14 protein-coding genes are annotated in these 12,638 nt (G+C 34.5%); all 14 read left to right on the top strand.

All coding sequences use genetic code 11. The annotated features are described in order from the left end of the window. Window positions 1–2: 2 nt before the first annotated feature. Window positions 3–332 carry an Asp23/Gls24 family envelope stress response protein gene (locus tag H8911_RS00870; RefSeq protein ID WP_186998403.1) on the top strand — a complete coding sequence of 110 codons (330 nt, stop codon included), beginning with the start codon at window positions 3–5 and terminating at the stop codon, window positions 330–332. A gap of 34 nt (window positions 333–366) precedes the next feature. Further along, window positions 367–1,263: a 5'-nucleotidase gene (locus H8911_RS00865; protein ID WP_186998402.1), complete on the top strand. Its 897-nt coding sequence runs from the start codon at window positions 367–369 to the stop codon at window positions 1,261–1,263. After that, window positions 1,264–1,641: a transcription antitermination factor NusB gene (gene nusB, locus H8911_RS00860; RefSeq protein ID WP_117925648.1), complete on the top strand. Its 378-nt coding sequence runs from the start codon at window positions 1,264–1,266 to the stop codon at window positions 1,639–1,641. After that, complete coding sequence (gene xseA, locus H8911_RS00855) at window positions 1,638–2,969, top strand: exodeoxyribonuclease VII large subunit (RefSeq protein WP_186998400.1); 1,332 nt, start codon at window positions 1,638–1,640, stop codon at window positions 2,967–2,969. The genes nusB and xseA overlap by 4 nt, the downstream gene beginning before the upstream one ends. Window position 2,970: 1 nt before the next feature. After that, complete coding sequence (gene xseB, locus H8911_RS00850) at window positions 2,971–3,180, top strand: exodeoxyribonuclease VII small subunit (RefSeq protein WP_117925646.1); 210 nt, start codon at window positions 2,971–2,973, stop codon at window positions 3,178–3,180. Continuing rightward, window positions 3,167–4,015 carry a polyprenyl synthetase family protein gene (locus tag H8911_RS00845; protein ID WP_222620920.1) on the top strand — a complete coding sequence of 283 codons (849 nt, stop codon included), beginning with the start codon at window positions 3,167–3,169 and terminating at the stop codon, window positions 4,013–4,015. The genes xseB and H8911_RS00845 overlap by 14 nt, the downstream gene beginning before the upstream one ends. Window positions 4,016–4,103: 88 nt before the next feature. Further along, window positions 4,104–5,966, top strand: coding sequence for a 1-deoxy-D-xylulose-5-phosphate synthase (gene dxs, locus H8911_RS00840; protein WP_186998398.1), 1,863 nt, complete (start codon window positions 4,104–4,106; stop codon window positions 5,964–5,966). Then, on the top strand, window positions 5,959–6,690 hold the full coding sequence (locus H8911_RS00835; protein ID WP_186998397.1) for a TlyA family RNA methyltransferase: 732 nt from the start codon (window positions 5,959–5,961) through the stop codon (window positions 6,688–6,690). The genes dxs and H8911_RS00835 overlap by 8 nt, the downstream gene beginning before the upstream one ends. A gap of 104 nt (window positions 6,691–6,794) precedes the next feature. Next, window positions 6,795–8,429: a DNA repair protein RecN gene (gene recN, locus H8911_RS00830; RefSeq protein WP_186998395.1), complete on the top strand. Its 1,635-nt coding sequence runs from the start codon at window positions 6,795–6,797 to the stop codon at window positions 8,427–8,429. After that, the gene (gene dinB / locus H8911_RS00825) at window positions 8,422–9,591 is read left to right on the top strand and encodes a DNA polymerase IV (RefSeq protein ID WP_117925642.1); all 1,170 of its coding nucleotides are present in this window, start codon (window positions 8,422–8,424) and stop codon (window positions 9,589–9,591) included. Before recN ends, dinB begins: the two co-directional genes overlap by 8 nt. Further along, window positions 9,588–10,241, top strand: coding sequence for a tRNA1(Val) (adenine(37)-N6)-methyltransferase (locus tag H8911_RS00820; protein WP_186998394.1), 654 nt, complete (start codon window positions 9,588–9,590; stop codon window positions 10,239–10,241). Before dinB ends, H8911_RS00820 begins: the two co-directional genes overlap by 4 nt. A 19-nt stretch (window positions 10,242–10,260) precedes the next feature. Further along, the gene (locus H8911_RS00815; protein WP_186998392.1) at window positions 10,261–11,163 is read left to right on the top strand and encodes a tyrosine-type recombinase/integrase; all 903 of its coding nucleotides are present in this window, start codon (window positions 10,261–10,263) and stop codon (window positions 11,161–11,163) included. A 3-nt stretch (window positions 11,164–11,166) separates the two neighbouring features. Next, window positions 11,167–12,000 (top strand): Mrp/NBP35 family ATP-binding protein, encoded by an 834-nt coding sequence (locus H8911_RS00810; protein ID WP_117925639.1) that lies wholly within the window; start codon window positions 11,167–11,169, stop codon window positions 11,998–12,000. Beyond that, entirely contained in the window at window positions 12,000–12,620 is a 621-nt protein-coding gene (locus tag H8911_RS00805; RefSeq protein ID WP_117925638.1) for a M48 family metallopeptidase, read from the top strand. The genes H8911_RS00810 and H8911_RS00805 overlap by 1 nt, the downstream gene beginning before the upstream one ends. Window positions 12,621–12,638: the final 18 nt, after the last annotated feature.

Here is a 12,638-nt window from a genome sequence, read left to right as displayed (position 1 = left end):
ATATGGCGAAAGAATATATCGAGCTAGAACCAGGCAATGAATATGGTGTTATTTCTTTAAATAAATCAGTTTTTTCTACAATCGCAAAGAACGTGATCGAAGAAGATGAAAATGTTCAGATTGCCGAAGGAACAAAACCATTTAAGACAGGAATTGTCACTCGTGTAGAGGGCAATAAATTGACTTTATCAATTCCTGTAAAAGTGAACCACAAATCAAATGTAAGTGATGTTTGTTTAAATCTACAAAACAAGATCTTTGAAAGTATTTCTTATATGACAGACTTTAAACCTGAAGCGATTGAAATTCAGGTGACTGGATTTATTTTTTAAGGAAATCTTTCAAAGGTTTCCTTTTTTCAATTTTATGAGTGTATCTTTTGAAAATTATCTTGTGGTAGGTATTAGTTCAAGAGCTTTATTTAACTTAGAAAAAGAAAATGAGGTTTTTGAAAAAGAAGGATTAGACGCATATCGTGACTATCAAATTGTTCACGAAAATGATGTGTTAAGTCCGGGTAGTGGTTTTGTGTTAGTTAAAAACTTATTAAACATCAATAAACTCGCGAATCGAAAACTTGTTGAAGTTATTGTGATGTCAAGAAACAGTGCGGATACGTCTTTGCGTATCATTCACTCACTTGAGTATTATGATATGGACATTGGTCGAATGGTTTTGAGTGGTGGAGAAGACATCAGTCGTTATTTATCGGCGTTTGGTGTCGATTTATTCTTATCGTGTAATGAAAATGACGTATCTAATGCGATTCATGCAGGCTTTGCGGCCGGTATGATTTATGCCAGAGATACTAAATATAGTTTTCCTGATAATCAGATTCGTATCGCCTTCGATGCGGATGCCGTATTATTTTCGGCTGAATCGGAAAAGATCTATCAGGAACATGGTTTAGAAGCATTCAATGAAAATGAGATTTTAAACCGGGATGTTGCCTTACAAAAAGGTCCAATGGCTTCTTTACTAAAGAGTTTATCTTGGCTTCAAAATGAAACTAAAGATTTAAATGTATTAAGAACAGCGATTGTGACAGCACGAAACAAAGATACGGGTGTTCGTGTAATAAAAACTTTAAGAGCATGGAATATTGTCGTAGATGAAGTATTCTTTATGCAAGGAGCTAAAAAAGCGGATGTATTAGCTTGTTTTGGCGCCAATATATTTTTTGATGATCAAGATGTGCATGCCGGGCCTGCAAGTGATGTAGTTCCAAGTGCGCGCGTACCATATAAAGAAGGAGAAATGTAGATGAATAGACATGAACAACGTCTAGTTGCGATGCAAAGTGTGTATCAACACTTATTATTAGGAAAGGATATTCGTAAATGTGTATTTGATGTAATGAAAGGTTCAAATGACATTGATGGATATTTATATAGTTTAACAATTGGAACTGTTGAAAACAAAGAAGCTTTTGAACAAAAAATCAATGAATTATTACGTGATGACTGGGATTTTGATCGTTTAAGTATGTTAGAACAAGCCATTCTTTTAATTTCTTTCCAGGAAATCTTGGCAAACGATACACCGAAAGCTGTTGTAATCAACGAAGCGATTACTTTGGCTAAAAAGTATTGCGATGATAATTCTTATAAATTATTAAATGGAGTTCTTGACCAGCTATGAGAAATGAAATGGTTGTAAGTATTTCTAGTGTTATTGCTCGCATTAAAAATGTTTTAACACAAACCATGGATCTGGATGGCATCTGGATTCAGGGTGAAATCAGCAACCTGACAAAACACAGATCGGGACATTATTATTTTTCTTTGAAAGATAAAAGTGGAGAAATGAGTTGTGTTATGTTTTCAAGTTATGTATCACGTTTAAACTTCAATGTAGAAGAAGGTATGCGCGTTTTAGTTTCAGGAAGCATTAATGTGTATGAGCAAAGGGGCAGTCTTCAGCTTGTGATTCGTCAAATGAAACAAGATGGTTTAGGTGATTTATATCTTGAATTTGAAAAAAGAAAACAAGATCTTTTAAGGGCTGGATATTTTGATGAAAGTCATAAAAAGACTAAACCTGACTATATTGAAAATATTGGTGTTGTAACTGGGGCACAGGCTGCTGCCTTACAAGACGTATTATCAACCATTCAAAGACGTTGGCCGATGATGAAGGTCACTTTATATCCTAGTTTAGTGCAAGGTAGTTTTGCACCTAAAAGTTTGATTCAATCCTTGAAAGAGGCTGATACACATAATCATGATGCCTTATTGATTGTTCGTGGTGGAGGAAGCTTTGAAGATTTGTTCTGTTTTAATGATGTCCAGCTTGTAAAGACGATTTACAGTTTAAATACATATATTGTCAGTGGTGTAGGTCATGAAGTGGATACAACATTATGTGATCTTGTCTGTGATCATCGAAGTGTTACCCCTACAGCAGCTGCACAATGGGTGACTTTGGATCAATATGAAGTGATGACTCAAATTTTAAAGGATACAGAATTGTTGAGGCAAAACATGTCTATGATTTTAAATCACAACAAGTTAAAACTGGATTCGTATAAGAATCATCTGTATTTGAAGGACCCAAAATCTTTTATTATAGAAAAACAATTAAAACTAGATGGCTACAATACACAATTTGAACATATACTAGAGATAGAGCTGCAAAAGAAAAATGTCATCAAGAATTATACGCAACAGATGCATTTGCGTATGATGAATGTAGTAAAGGTACAAGAAAATAAACTTTCTATGGTGCCTGAAAAATTAAGATCGAATATGCAAGTTTTACTACAAAATTCTAGACATTCTTTACAAAAAAATTGTGCTTTATTGGATGCCTATTCACCTTTAAAGGTACTTTCTCGTGGTTATAGTATCTCAAAGATTGAAGATAAAGTTATTAAGAATGTCAAAGATGTCGCAAGTGATGATATAATGGTGACAAGAGTAAATGATGGTGTGATCACTTCATGTGTTGTATCCACTAAGGAGGAATAAAATGGCCGCTAAACAAATGAAATTTCAAGAGGCGATGAAACGATTGGATGAAATCGTGACTTTGTTAAATAATAATGAATTGGAGCTTGAAGAGGCCATGTCATTATTTGAGGAAGGCTTGAAATTGAGTGCGCAATGCGAAAAACAATTAAAAAAATTTGAAACAAAAATGGATCAGTTGATGGAGGTGAATCAAGATGATGGTGAATAAAGAATTTGAAGATTATTTATTGATGCGAGTACATGAAAATGATGATAGTCGTACAAAAGATGCGATGGCCTATTCATTGATGAATGGGGGTAAGCGTGTACGTCCTACTTTGCTGTTTTCTGTACTAGAAGGCTATGGAATCGATGCTAGAGTTGGTTATCCTTGTGCTTGTGCCATTGAAATGATTCATACATATTCATTGATTCATGATGATCTTCCAGCCATGGATAATGATGATTTGCGTCGTGGTAAACCAAGTTGTCATAAAGCTTATGATGAGGCAACTGCCATTCTTGCAGGCGATGGACTATTGACGAAGGCATTTGAAGTTGCATTGGATAGTGAATGTAGTGCTGAACAAAAAGTGGCTTTAGTAAAGGCTCTTTCTTGGTATTCCGGGATTGATGGCATGATTTATGGACAAACTTTAGATTTACAGTCTGAAAATGATCTAAATCCAACACTTGCACTTTTACAGGAAATTGATCACTACAAGACTAGCAAATTATTAACATTACCATTGGTTTGTGGATGTATCTTAGCGAATAAATTCGATGATGTGGAACACTTCCGTAAGATAGGTCTTGTCTTAGGTCTAGAATTCCAGATGCAGGATGATATTTTAGATGTTACGGGTAGTGAAGAAGTTGTTGGAAAATCATTAAGCGATGAAGATAATCATAAAGTCACAGCTGTATATTTATTAGGACTTCAAGGTGCTAGGGATATGGTCGCAAGCTATGATGAAACAATTCGTAAAGAATTGGGATATGTGAGCTGTGATGTGACTTCACTGTCAAAAGTATTGGATACTTTATTAAAGCGTACATATTAATATATGGAATTTCTTTGAAAAAAGGGGTATATTAATAATAGCTAAAACTAGTCTTTAGCGGACTAGTTTTTTTAACGAGGGTTATAAAATGAGAAAGATTAGTCAAGTGTATGACATTGAGTCACCTAGTCAAATCAAAGATATGTCAATCGATGAGCTTACACAATTGTGCAGTGATATTCGAACCTTTTTAATCGAGTCGATCTCGAAAACAGGCGGGCATTTATCAAGTAATCTTGGAATCGTCGAAGTCACAGTTGCGATGCACTATGTCTTTGATTCACCAAAAGATAAAATGATTTTTGATGTAGGACATCAATGTTACACACATAAAATATTAACAGGCAGGTCCATTCAATTTGCGACATTACGTAAAAAAGGTGGGCTTTCCGGATATCAAAAGCGAAGTGAAAGTAAGTATGATTGTTGGGAAGCAGGACACTCTTCTACTTCTTTATCTGCTGCCCTAGGCTATGCGATTGCACGTGATTTAATGCACGAGGATTATCAAGTTATTGCCGTAATTGGAGATGGCTCATTAACGGGTGGTATGGCACTTGAGGCTTTAAATGATATTGGTTCTAAACAAAAGAAAATGGTCATCATCTTTAACGATAATAATATGTCGATTTCAAAAAATTATAGTGGTGTTGAAAAACGAATTACAGATATGCGTGCTTCTCACTTATATATCGATTTAAAACATGATGTAAAAAATAACTTAAAATCCAATAAATTAGGAGCTAACGTATTAAATACATTGTCACATTTCCGTGATAAGATCAAAGATGAAGTGATCGATGCCCCATTATTTAAGGAGTTTAACTTAGATTATATGGGTCCTGTCGATGGTCATGATATCGCAAGTCTGATCAAAGTTTTGCAGGCTACCAAAGAACATGATGGTCCAATTGTCATACATGTTTTAACGCAAAAAGGAAAAGGCTATAAATTTGCAGAACAAGACAAGGTTGGTAAGTGGCATGGAGTAAGTCCGTTTGATGTCGTAACGGGAAAATCTTTGAGTTTACTTCCACCAAATGAAATTTCCTGGTCACAGGTGATCTCAAATACGGTTATGGATCTTGCGGAAAAAGATAAAAGTATTGTCGCAATCACACCCGCTATGGCGCAGGGTAGTAAATTATTAGAATTTCAAAAACGCTATCCAGATCGATTCTTTGATTGTGGAATTGCAGAGCAGCATGCCGTGACAATGGCTTGTGCTATGGCTTTAGGTGGACTAAAACCCTTTGTGAGTATTTATTCGTCTTTCCTTCAAAGAGCTTATGATCAAGTGAATCATGATATGGCTAGAATGAATGTACCTGTTGTGATTGGAATCGATCGTTGTGGTTTAGTAGGAGATGATGGTGAAACGCATCAAGGTGTCTTTGATATAGCGATGCTTAGAAGTATACCAAATCTTGTCTTATCTCAGCCTAAAGATGCCAAAGAAGCACAGAATATGATTTATACAGCCTTTGCCTCTAAGAAGCCATTTTGTGTGCGTTATCCTAGAGGAAATGTAAGATACGCAAAAAACAAGTCGTACTCATTGATTCCAATTGGTACTTGGGAAAAATTTGTGGTTGGAACCCCAACGCAAATTGTGATCACGTATGGACCAGATGTGGATCATGTGATCAATAAGTCAAGAGAAAATCAGATTGGCTTACTTGTTGTCAATGCACGTTTCTTTAAACCAATCGATGAAGTTATGATGAAAGATTTATTAAAATTAAATCTTCCTATTACAGTTTATGAAACGGATATTAAGATGGGTGGCTTATCGAGTGCTATTTTAGAATACATGAATACATTGGATGAAAAGATTCATGTATTAGGTATTGATGATCATTATGTATGTCATGGTTCAGTTCGATCTTTACGTATTCAAGAAGGTATTAGCACAGAATGTTTATTTGAGGAATTAGAAAAACATGGATAAGATTCGTTTAGATAAAGCATTACTTAATCAGATATCGTCTCGTGCAAAAGCACAGGATATGATCAAAGATGGTAAAATAAGTGTCAATGGAAGAGTCATCACAAAGGCTAGTTTTTTAGTTGGGGATGAAGATGATATTATCGTAACACATACAGAAGATGAATTTGTATCTCGTGGTGCCTTTAAGCTAAAGGGTTGTTTAGATAAGTATAATGTGAATGTTCAAAATCAGGTTGTATTAGATATTGGAGCGAGTACAGGTGGATTTACAGATGTTTGCCTTCGGTATGGAGCTAAAAAAGTATATGCCTTAGATGTAGGACATCTTCAACTTGCCAAAGAATTAGATCAAGATTGTCGTGTCATCAAAATGGAAGGGCACAATGCTCGTGAAATTGTGCCGGAATGGTTTGATGAGGCTATTGATTTTATGTGTATGGATGTTAGTTTTATATCTTGTAAGACCATATTGGAACATATATTACGTGTTTTATCCATTCGCCATATTGCCATACTTGTAAAACCGCAATTTGAGTGTGGTCCTACTGCTTTGAATAAGCATGGAGTTTTAAAGAATTCTAAACTTGCCTTAAAGATCGTTGAAGATGTAAAATCTATTTTATTTCAATATTATGGAAGTGTTGAAGCGATGCCAAGTATTCTAGAAGGAAGAAGTGGCAATCAGGAATATATGGTGTATGCCAAAGATTTAAGAATATCTTAATGTGAAGATATTCTTATTTTTTTGTTTTCGTGTTCACATGGATTATAATCGTTTATTTTCCTTTGGATTTAAGTTAAAATATTAAGTAGACATGAGGTGGTTTTGTGATTGAACAATTGTCAGTAAAAGATTATGTGTTATTCAAATCTTGTATCATAGACTTTAAAAATGGAATGAGTGTGATTACCGGGGAGACAGGTGCTGGTAAATCATTATTGATTGATGCGATTGGCTATTTGAGCGGAGATCGTATTAAATCAAATGTGATTCGTAATGGAAAAGATAAGGCAATCTTATCGATGGTTTTAACATCGAATGAAAAGGTCAATGCGATCTTAGAAGAGAATGGCTTTGAGGTTGATGATCAAGTGATTATTTCACGTACTGTTTTAAATAATAATAAGAGTACCGTACGCATCAATCAACAGATTACGACACTCTCTTTTGTACGTAAGATCGTCAATCTATTGGTCGATATACATTCGCAAATGGATACGTACCGTTTAATGGATACATCTGTTCAAATGGAATTGTTGGATAGTTATGCGAAGACTATGGGTTTGAAAGCTTCTGTAAATGAAGCGTATGTGAAGTACTCAAATGTCTTACATGAATTAGAAACTATAAAAAGCGAAGAATTTTCGGATGCCGAATTGGAATTTTTAACAGCGCAGCTGGATGAAATTGAGAATGCGAACGTTCAAGAAAATGAATTGGATGCATTAAATGATCAGATTCATGAGGCAACCAGCTGGTATAAAAATTCAGAGGATCTTTCGTCTTGTCTATATGAAATTGATAAAGAAAACGGAGCGTTAGATTCTTTATATACTTTATATAAACAAGCTTCAAAATCACCCATCTTAAATGACTATGAAGAATCATTCAAAAATTTATATTATTCTTTACAAAGTGTGGATGAAGAATTAAAGCATATGCGTGATACACATTCTAATGATTCTTTAGATTTGGATAGTCTGCAAAGTCGTCAATATTTGATCAAGAAATTATATCGTAAATATGGTGGTTCATATACGAGTTTAATGGAGTCTAAAAAGAGTATCACAGATAAGATTGATCGAATTATTCATCGTCAGGATGTGTTTGATAAATTAGAGAAAGAAAAAGAAGAATCGTTTACGTTGTATATGAAGTTGGCAAATGCATTGTCATTAAAAAGGAAAGAAGTCTTTTCTCAACTCGAATCAAAAGTGATGGAACATTGTAAAGACTTGATGTTAGAAAATGCTCGCTTTATGATTTCTTGTATGGAAAAGAAACCATCAAACAATGGAATTGATGACATTGAATTTCTAGTTTCTATGAATCCAGGACAGGATTTCTCAAGTTTAAGTGCTTCTGCATCTGGAGGAGAACTTTCAAGATTGATGTTGGCATTAAAAGTGGTGTTCCAAGCTTCGAATGGCATTGAAACGATTATCTTTGATGAAATTGACACGGGTGTGAGTGGTAAAGTTGCCTTAGCTATGGGTGCTAAGATGAAGGCTTTATCCAAAAATTACCAAGTTTTATGTATTACCCACTTGGCAAGTGTTGCCGTCTATGCCAATACGCATTATTTGGTCAATAAAAAGACATCCGCAAGTGAAACCATCACAAGTGTACAAGAACTTGATCAAGACAAAACGATTCAAGAATTAGCTGTAATGACAAGTGGGGAAGCGAGTCAAAAAGCGAAAGAATCGATGCAAGATCTATGGGTGAAGATTCATGGCTAGAGTCATATTACATATTGATTTAAATGCTTTTTTTGCGAGTTGTGAAGAAATAAAGAATCCGGATTTAAAAGAGTTTCCGGTTGCGGTAGGCTCCACTTCAAAACGAGGCGTGATTTCAACTGCAAACTATGAAGCAAGAAAATATGGTGTACATAGTGCGATGCCTGTTTATGAGGCTTTGCGTCTATGTCCAGATTTAGTATTGATCCAAGGTGATTATGGCTATTATCGTTCCATGTCAGCTCAGTTTTTTGCGTATTTAAAGACATTTACCCATCAAATTGAACCGGCGAGTATAGATGAGTGTTACATGGATGTAACGGATATTATTAAGCGTTATAAAAGGCCTTTGGATCTTGTGTTTGAAATTCAAAATGGTGTTTATGAAAAGTGTCATTTAAATTGTTCGATTGGTGTTGCTCCCAATCGTTTTCTTGCGAAAATGGCGAGTGACATGCGTAAGCCCAAAGGAATCACGGTTTTAAGAAAGTCGGAGCTTTCAACAAAACTATGGCCTTTAAAGATTCATGAAATGAATGGCATTGGTAAAAAGAGCGTGCCTATTTTAAATGAAATGGGTATTTATACGATTGGTGATTTTGCGGATGAAAAGAATGAACAAAAGATCATACATAGATTTGGTAAATCATCTTATTCTTTGATTCAAAAGGCAAGAGGGAATTCGAGTGCGACTCTATGTTATTCGACTACACAAAAGAGCATTTCGATTTCTAGAACATATTCCAATGATCTATATTCAATTGATGAAGTGAATAGTTGTCTTGAGAATATCGTTCGAGAACTAACGCATAAGATGCAGCAAGAAAACCAAAAAGGAAAACTTGTTACGTTAACTTTAAGAGATACAACGTTTCATAATGTGTGTCATAGTATGAATCTAAGTCAGTATGCGAATACGTATCCTATGATTTTTGGGGCTTGCAGGCAATTGTTAGAAGAATATTTTGAACCCATTGGCTATCGCTATATAGGTGTACATATTGGGTCTTTAAAAGATGTCAAACAGATTGTAGAACAGATTGATCTATTTGAAGCTCCACAAGAAAATACGGATTTTATATTGAATCGTCTGAATGAAAAAATGGATAGTAAATGTTTTATAAAGGCGAGTGATTTGTTGAAGAAGGAGGATGCCAGTTGAGTTTAACTTTAGATTATTTTATGGATGAAAACTTGAAGTTATATCAAGATAAAGAGCATTTTCGTTTTAATACGGATACGAAACTTTTAGCTAAATTTGTGCATTTAAAAAAGCAGGAGCGCATTTTAGATATTGGTACCAATAATGCGGCTTTACTCGTTTATTTTGATCAGTTTAATGTCAAAGAACTTGTGGGTGTTGAAATATTAGAACAGACTAGTAAGGTTGCTCAAAAGAATGCGGATATGTTTATCAAGCATCCTGTAAAAATTGTCAATCAGCCAATACAAAGGTATGAAGATGAATTGTTTGATGTGATTGTTTCCAATCCGCCATATTTTAAAATGGATGCCAATCAGCTTCCGGAACAATTAAATTTTCGCCATTTAGGAAGAATGGAAGAGAATTTGACTTTGGAACAATTGGTCTTTCATGCGAATCGATTATTGAAGAGTTATGGGCGCTTTTATATGGTGCATCGTCCGAATCGTTTAAATGAGATCAATAAGGTTTTGTATGCGAATCACTTTAATATTCGTAACTTGCAGTTTGCGTATGATCATCGTGACAACCAAGTAAAATCGGTGTTGATTGAAGCAATTAAAGAATCAAATTGTGATATGAAGGTATTAGAACCAATTTATATTTGATTTGTGTTATAATATTTTTATGGAATTAAAAGATGCATTTGAGGATTACCGCTTATATTTGAATGTTCTACAAAGAAAATCAAAGAAAACGCAACAATCGTATCTTCATGATATTGAGGTGTATTTAAATTTCTTAGGTAAAAGAAATATTTTGTTGTGCGAAAACATTTCTGTTTTGGATATCGAAGACTTTTTGAATGTCTATGCCGAAGATCACATTACCTCGAGTGTCAATCGTATGATTGCGAGTATTCATTCTTTTCATTTGCAGATATCGATTGCGCATCCTGAAGTCAAAGATGTATCTTTATTAATTCATGGGATGAAATCATCAAAGCATCTGCCTGTTTATTTGTCGGTGGATGAGGTTAAGAAATTTTTTTCATCTTTTCAAGACAATGAGATTGATCAATATAATAAAACGATATTAGTTGTATTATATTCTTGTGGTTTGCGTGTAAGTGAGCTTTGTGAGTTAAAGTTGAATGATGTGCATTTGTCAGAAGGCATCTTAAAGGTCAAAGGTAAAGGGGATAAGGAACGTGTGATTCCGATTTCTTCGTATTGTATTTCACAGATGAAATACTATTTAGATTCTATTCGTAGTGTTTGGGATGTAAAGAATGTTTCGTATTTTTTTGTGAATCGTTTAGCCCGTCGTTGTACTCGGCAATATGTGCATTTAATGATCAAAAATAAAGTAAATGAATTAAATTTGAACCCTAAAATCTCAGCGCATAGTTTCAGGCATTCGTTTGCGACACACCTTTTAGATGGGGATGCGGATCTTAGAATCGTGCAGGAGTTATTGGGACATTCAAATATTCAAACAACGCAGATTTATACGCATATTCAAGATCAGCGTTTAACAAGTGTATATGATCGTTGTTTTCAAAAAATAGAAAAACAAAAGGAGGAATAGTATATGTCATGTGAAGGTTGTCCTTCTCAAGGAAAATGTGGTAAGAACAGTGAAACATGTGGAATTCAATCGAATCCAGATAACCACATAAAAAATATTATCACTGTAATGTCTGGTAAGGGTGGTGTTGGCAAATCTACTGTTACAGTTATGTTGGCAAAGGCCATGGCAAAAAAAGGCTTAAAAGTTGGGATTATGGATGCGGATATTACAGGTCCTAGTATTCCTAGACTTTTAGCTTTGACAAACCAGCATGCGTATGGAAATGAAAAGCAGCAATTGATTCCAATTGAATCAAAAGAAGGTATTAAAGTTATGTCTTTAAACTTCTTGGTACAATCTGAATCTGATCCAGTTATCTGGCGTGGTCCAGTCATTGGTGGGGTTGTTAAACAATTCTATACAGATGTTGTTTGGGGTGATTTGGATGTCTTATTGATTGATATGCCTCCTGGAACTGGAGATGTTGCTCTAACAATTATGCAGTCCATTCCAGTGCAGGGTGTTGTGATGGTATCTACACCTCAGCCAATGGTAAGTATGATTGTAGAAAAAGCTTGTCACATGTGTGAGAAAATGGAAGTCAAAGTTCTTGGTATCATCGAAAATATGGCGTATTTGGAATGTCCAAATTGTCGTGAAAGAATTGAATTCTACAAGAAGGAAGATGTGGAAGCATTGTGTAATTCAACTTGTACAAAATTATATGGAACACTTCCTATGTTGGATTTGATTCGTGATATCAATGAATATGATGCATATTCTAAAGAACAACAAGAAAAAGTAGATGCGTATGTAAGTGATATTGCGACTGAAGTCTTAGAAGATATTGCCTAATGGAGTATGTACTTCATCGAAAGTCCAATTGTAAAAAAATAAAAATACGTGTAATCAAAGGAGTCGTTCAGGTGAGCGCTCCTTTCTATGTTTCTAAAAGGGAAATTGATGATTTTGTCAAAGAACAAGAAACTTGGATCAAGAATCAATTAAGCAAGTATACTGTTTCAAAAGAAAATGATAAGATTCCTTTATTGGGTAACGAATATAGATTACATTATATTGATCAACGAAAGTGTTATGTTGAAGATTATGATTTATATTTGTATCCAGATGCAATGTTGATTCAACTATTTTTGAAGCAGAATGCCCAAAAGTATATTGATCTTCGTTTTGAATTCTTTTGCGAACAATTGCACATAAAGGATATTTCTTTACAATATGGCTTTTATAAAAGTAAGTGGGGTAGCTGCACACCAAGTAAACATAAGATTTGTTTCAATGTGAATCTTATATTTATGCCTTTAGAATTTGTGGATGCGATCATTCTTCATGAATTAGCACATTTGTATCATTTGAATCATTCAAAAGAATTCTATGATTTACTTTGCACTTGGATGCCAAACTATAAAGAGATCATGAAGAAAAATAAAAAGAATCCAATCCCAAATTTGTATTAAAAAAGAGCTCAACTTGAG

Origin of the sequence: Holdemanella hominis (assembly GCF_014306155.1) — a bacterium.
GTDB classification, from domain to species: Bacteria; Bacillota_I; Bacilli_A; order Erysipelotrichales; family Erysipelotrichaceae; genus Holdemanella; species Holdemanella hominis.
This window is presented reverse-complemented; position numbering and strand designations above follow the sequence as displayed.

Bases quoted from the DNA above. Each gene is read 5' to 3' on its own strand.
- H8911_RS00870 (WP_186998403.1), top strand. From the start codon at position 3: ATGGCGAAAGAATATATCGAGCTAGAACCAGGCAATGAATATGGTGTT.
- H8911_RS00865 (WP_186998402.1), top strand. From the start codon at position 367: ATGAGTGTATCTTTTGAAAATTATCTTGTGGTAGGTATTAGTTCAAGA.
- nusB (WP_117925648.1), top strand. From the start codon at position 1,264: ATGAATAGACATGAACAACGTCTAGTTGCGATGCAAAGTGTGTATCAA.
- xseA (WP_186998400.1), top strand. From the start codon at position 1,638: ATGAGAAATGAAATGGTTGTAAGTATTTCTAGTGTTATTGCTCGCATT.
- xseB (WP_117925646.1), top strand. From the start codon at position 2,971: ATGGCCGCTAAACAAATGAAATTTCAAGAGGCGATGAAACGATTGGAT.
- H8911_RS00845 (WP_222620920.1), top strand. From the start codon at position 3,167: ATGATGGTGAATAAAGAATTTGAAGATTATTTATTGATGCGAGTACAT.
- dxs (WP_186998398.1), top strand. From the start codon at position 4,104: ATGAGAAAGATTAGTCAAGTGTATGACATTGAGTCACCTAGTCAAATC.
- H8911_RS00835 (WP_186998397.1), top strand. From the start codon at position 5,959: ATGGATAAGATTCGTTTAGATAAAGCATTACTTAATCAGATATCGTCT.
- dinB (WP_117925642.1), top strand. From the start codon at position 8,422: ATGGCTAGAGTCATATTACATATTGATTTAAATGCTTTTTTTGCGAGT.
- H8911_RS00815 (WP_186998392.1), top strand. From the start codon at position 10,261: ATGGAATTAAAAGATGCATTTGAGGATTACCGCTTATATTTGAATGTT.
- H8911_RS00810 (WP_117925639.1), top strand. From the start codon at position 11,167: ATGTCATGTGAAGGTTGTCCTTCTCAAGGAAAATGTGGTAAGAACAGT.
- H8911_RS00805 (WP_117925638.1), top strand. From the start codon at position 12,000: ATGGAGTATGTACTTCATCGAAAGTCCAATTGTAAAAAAATAAAAATA.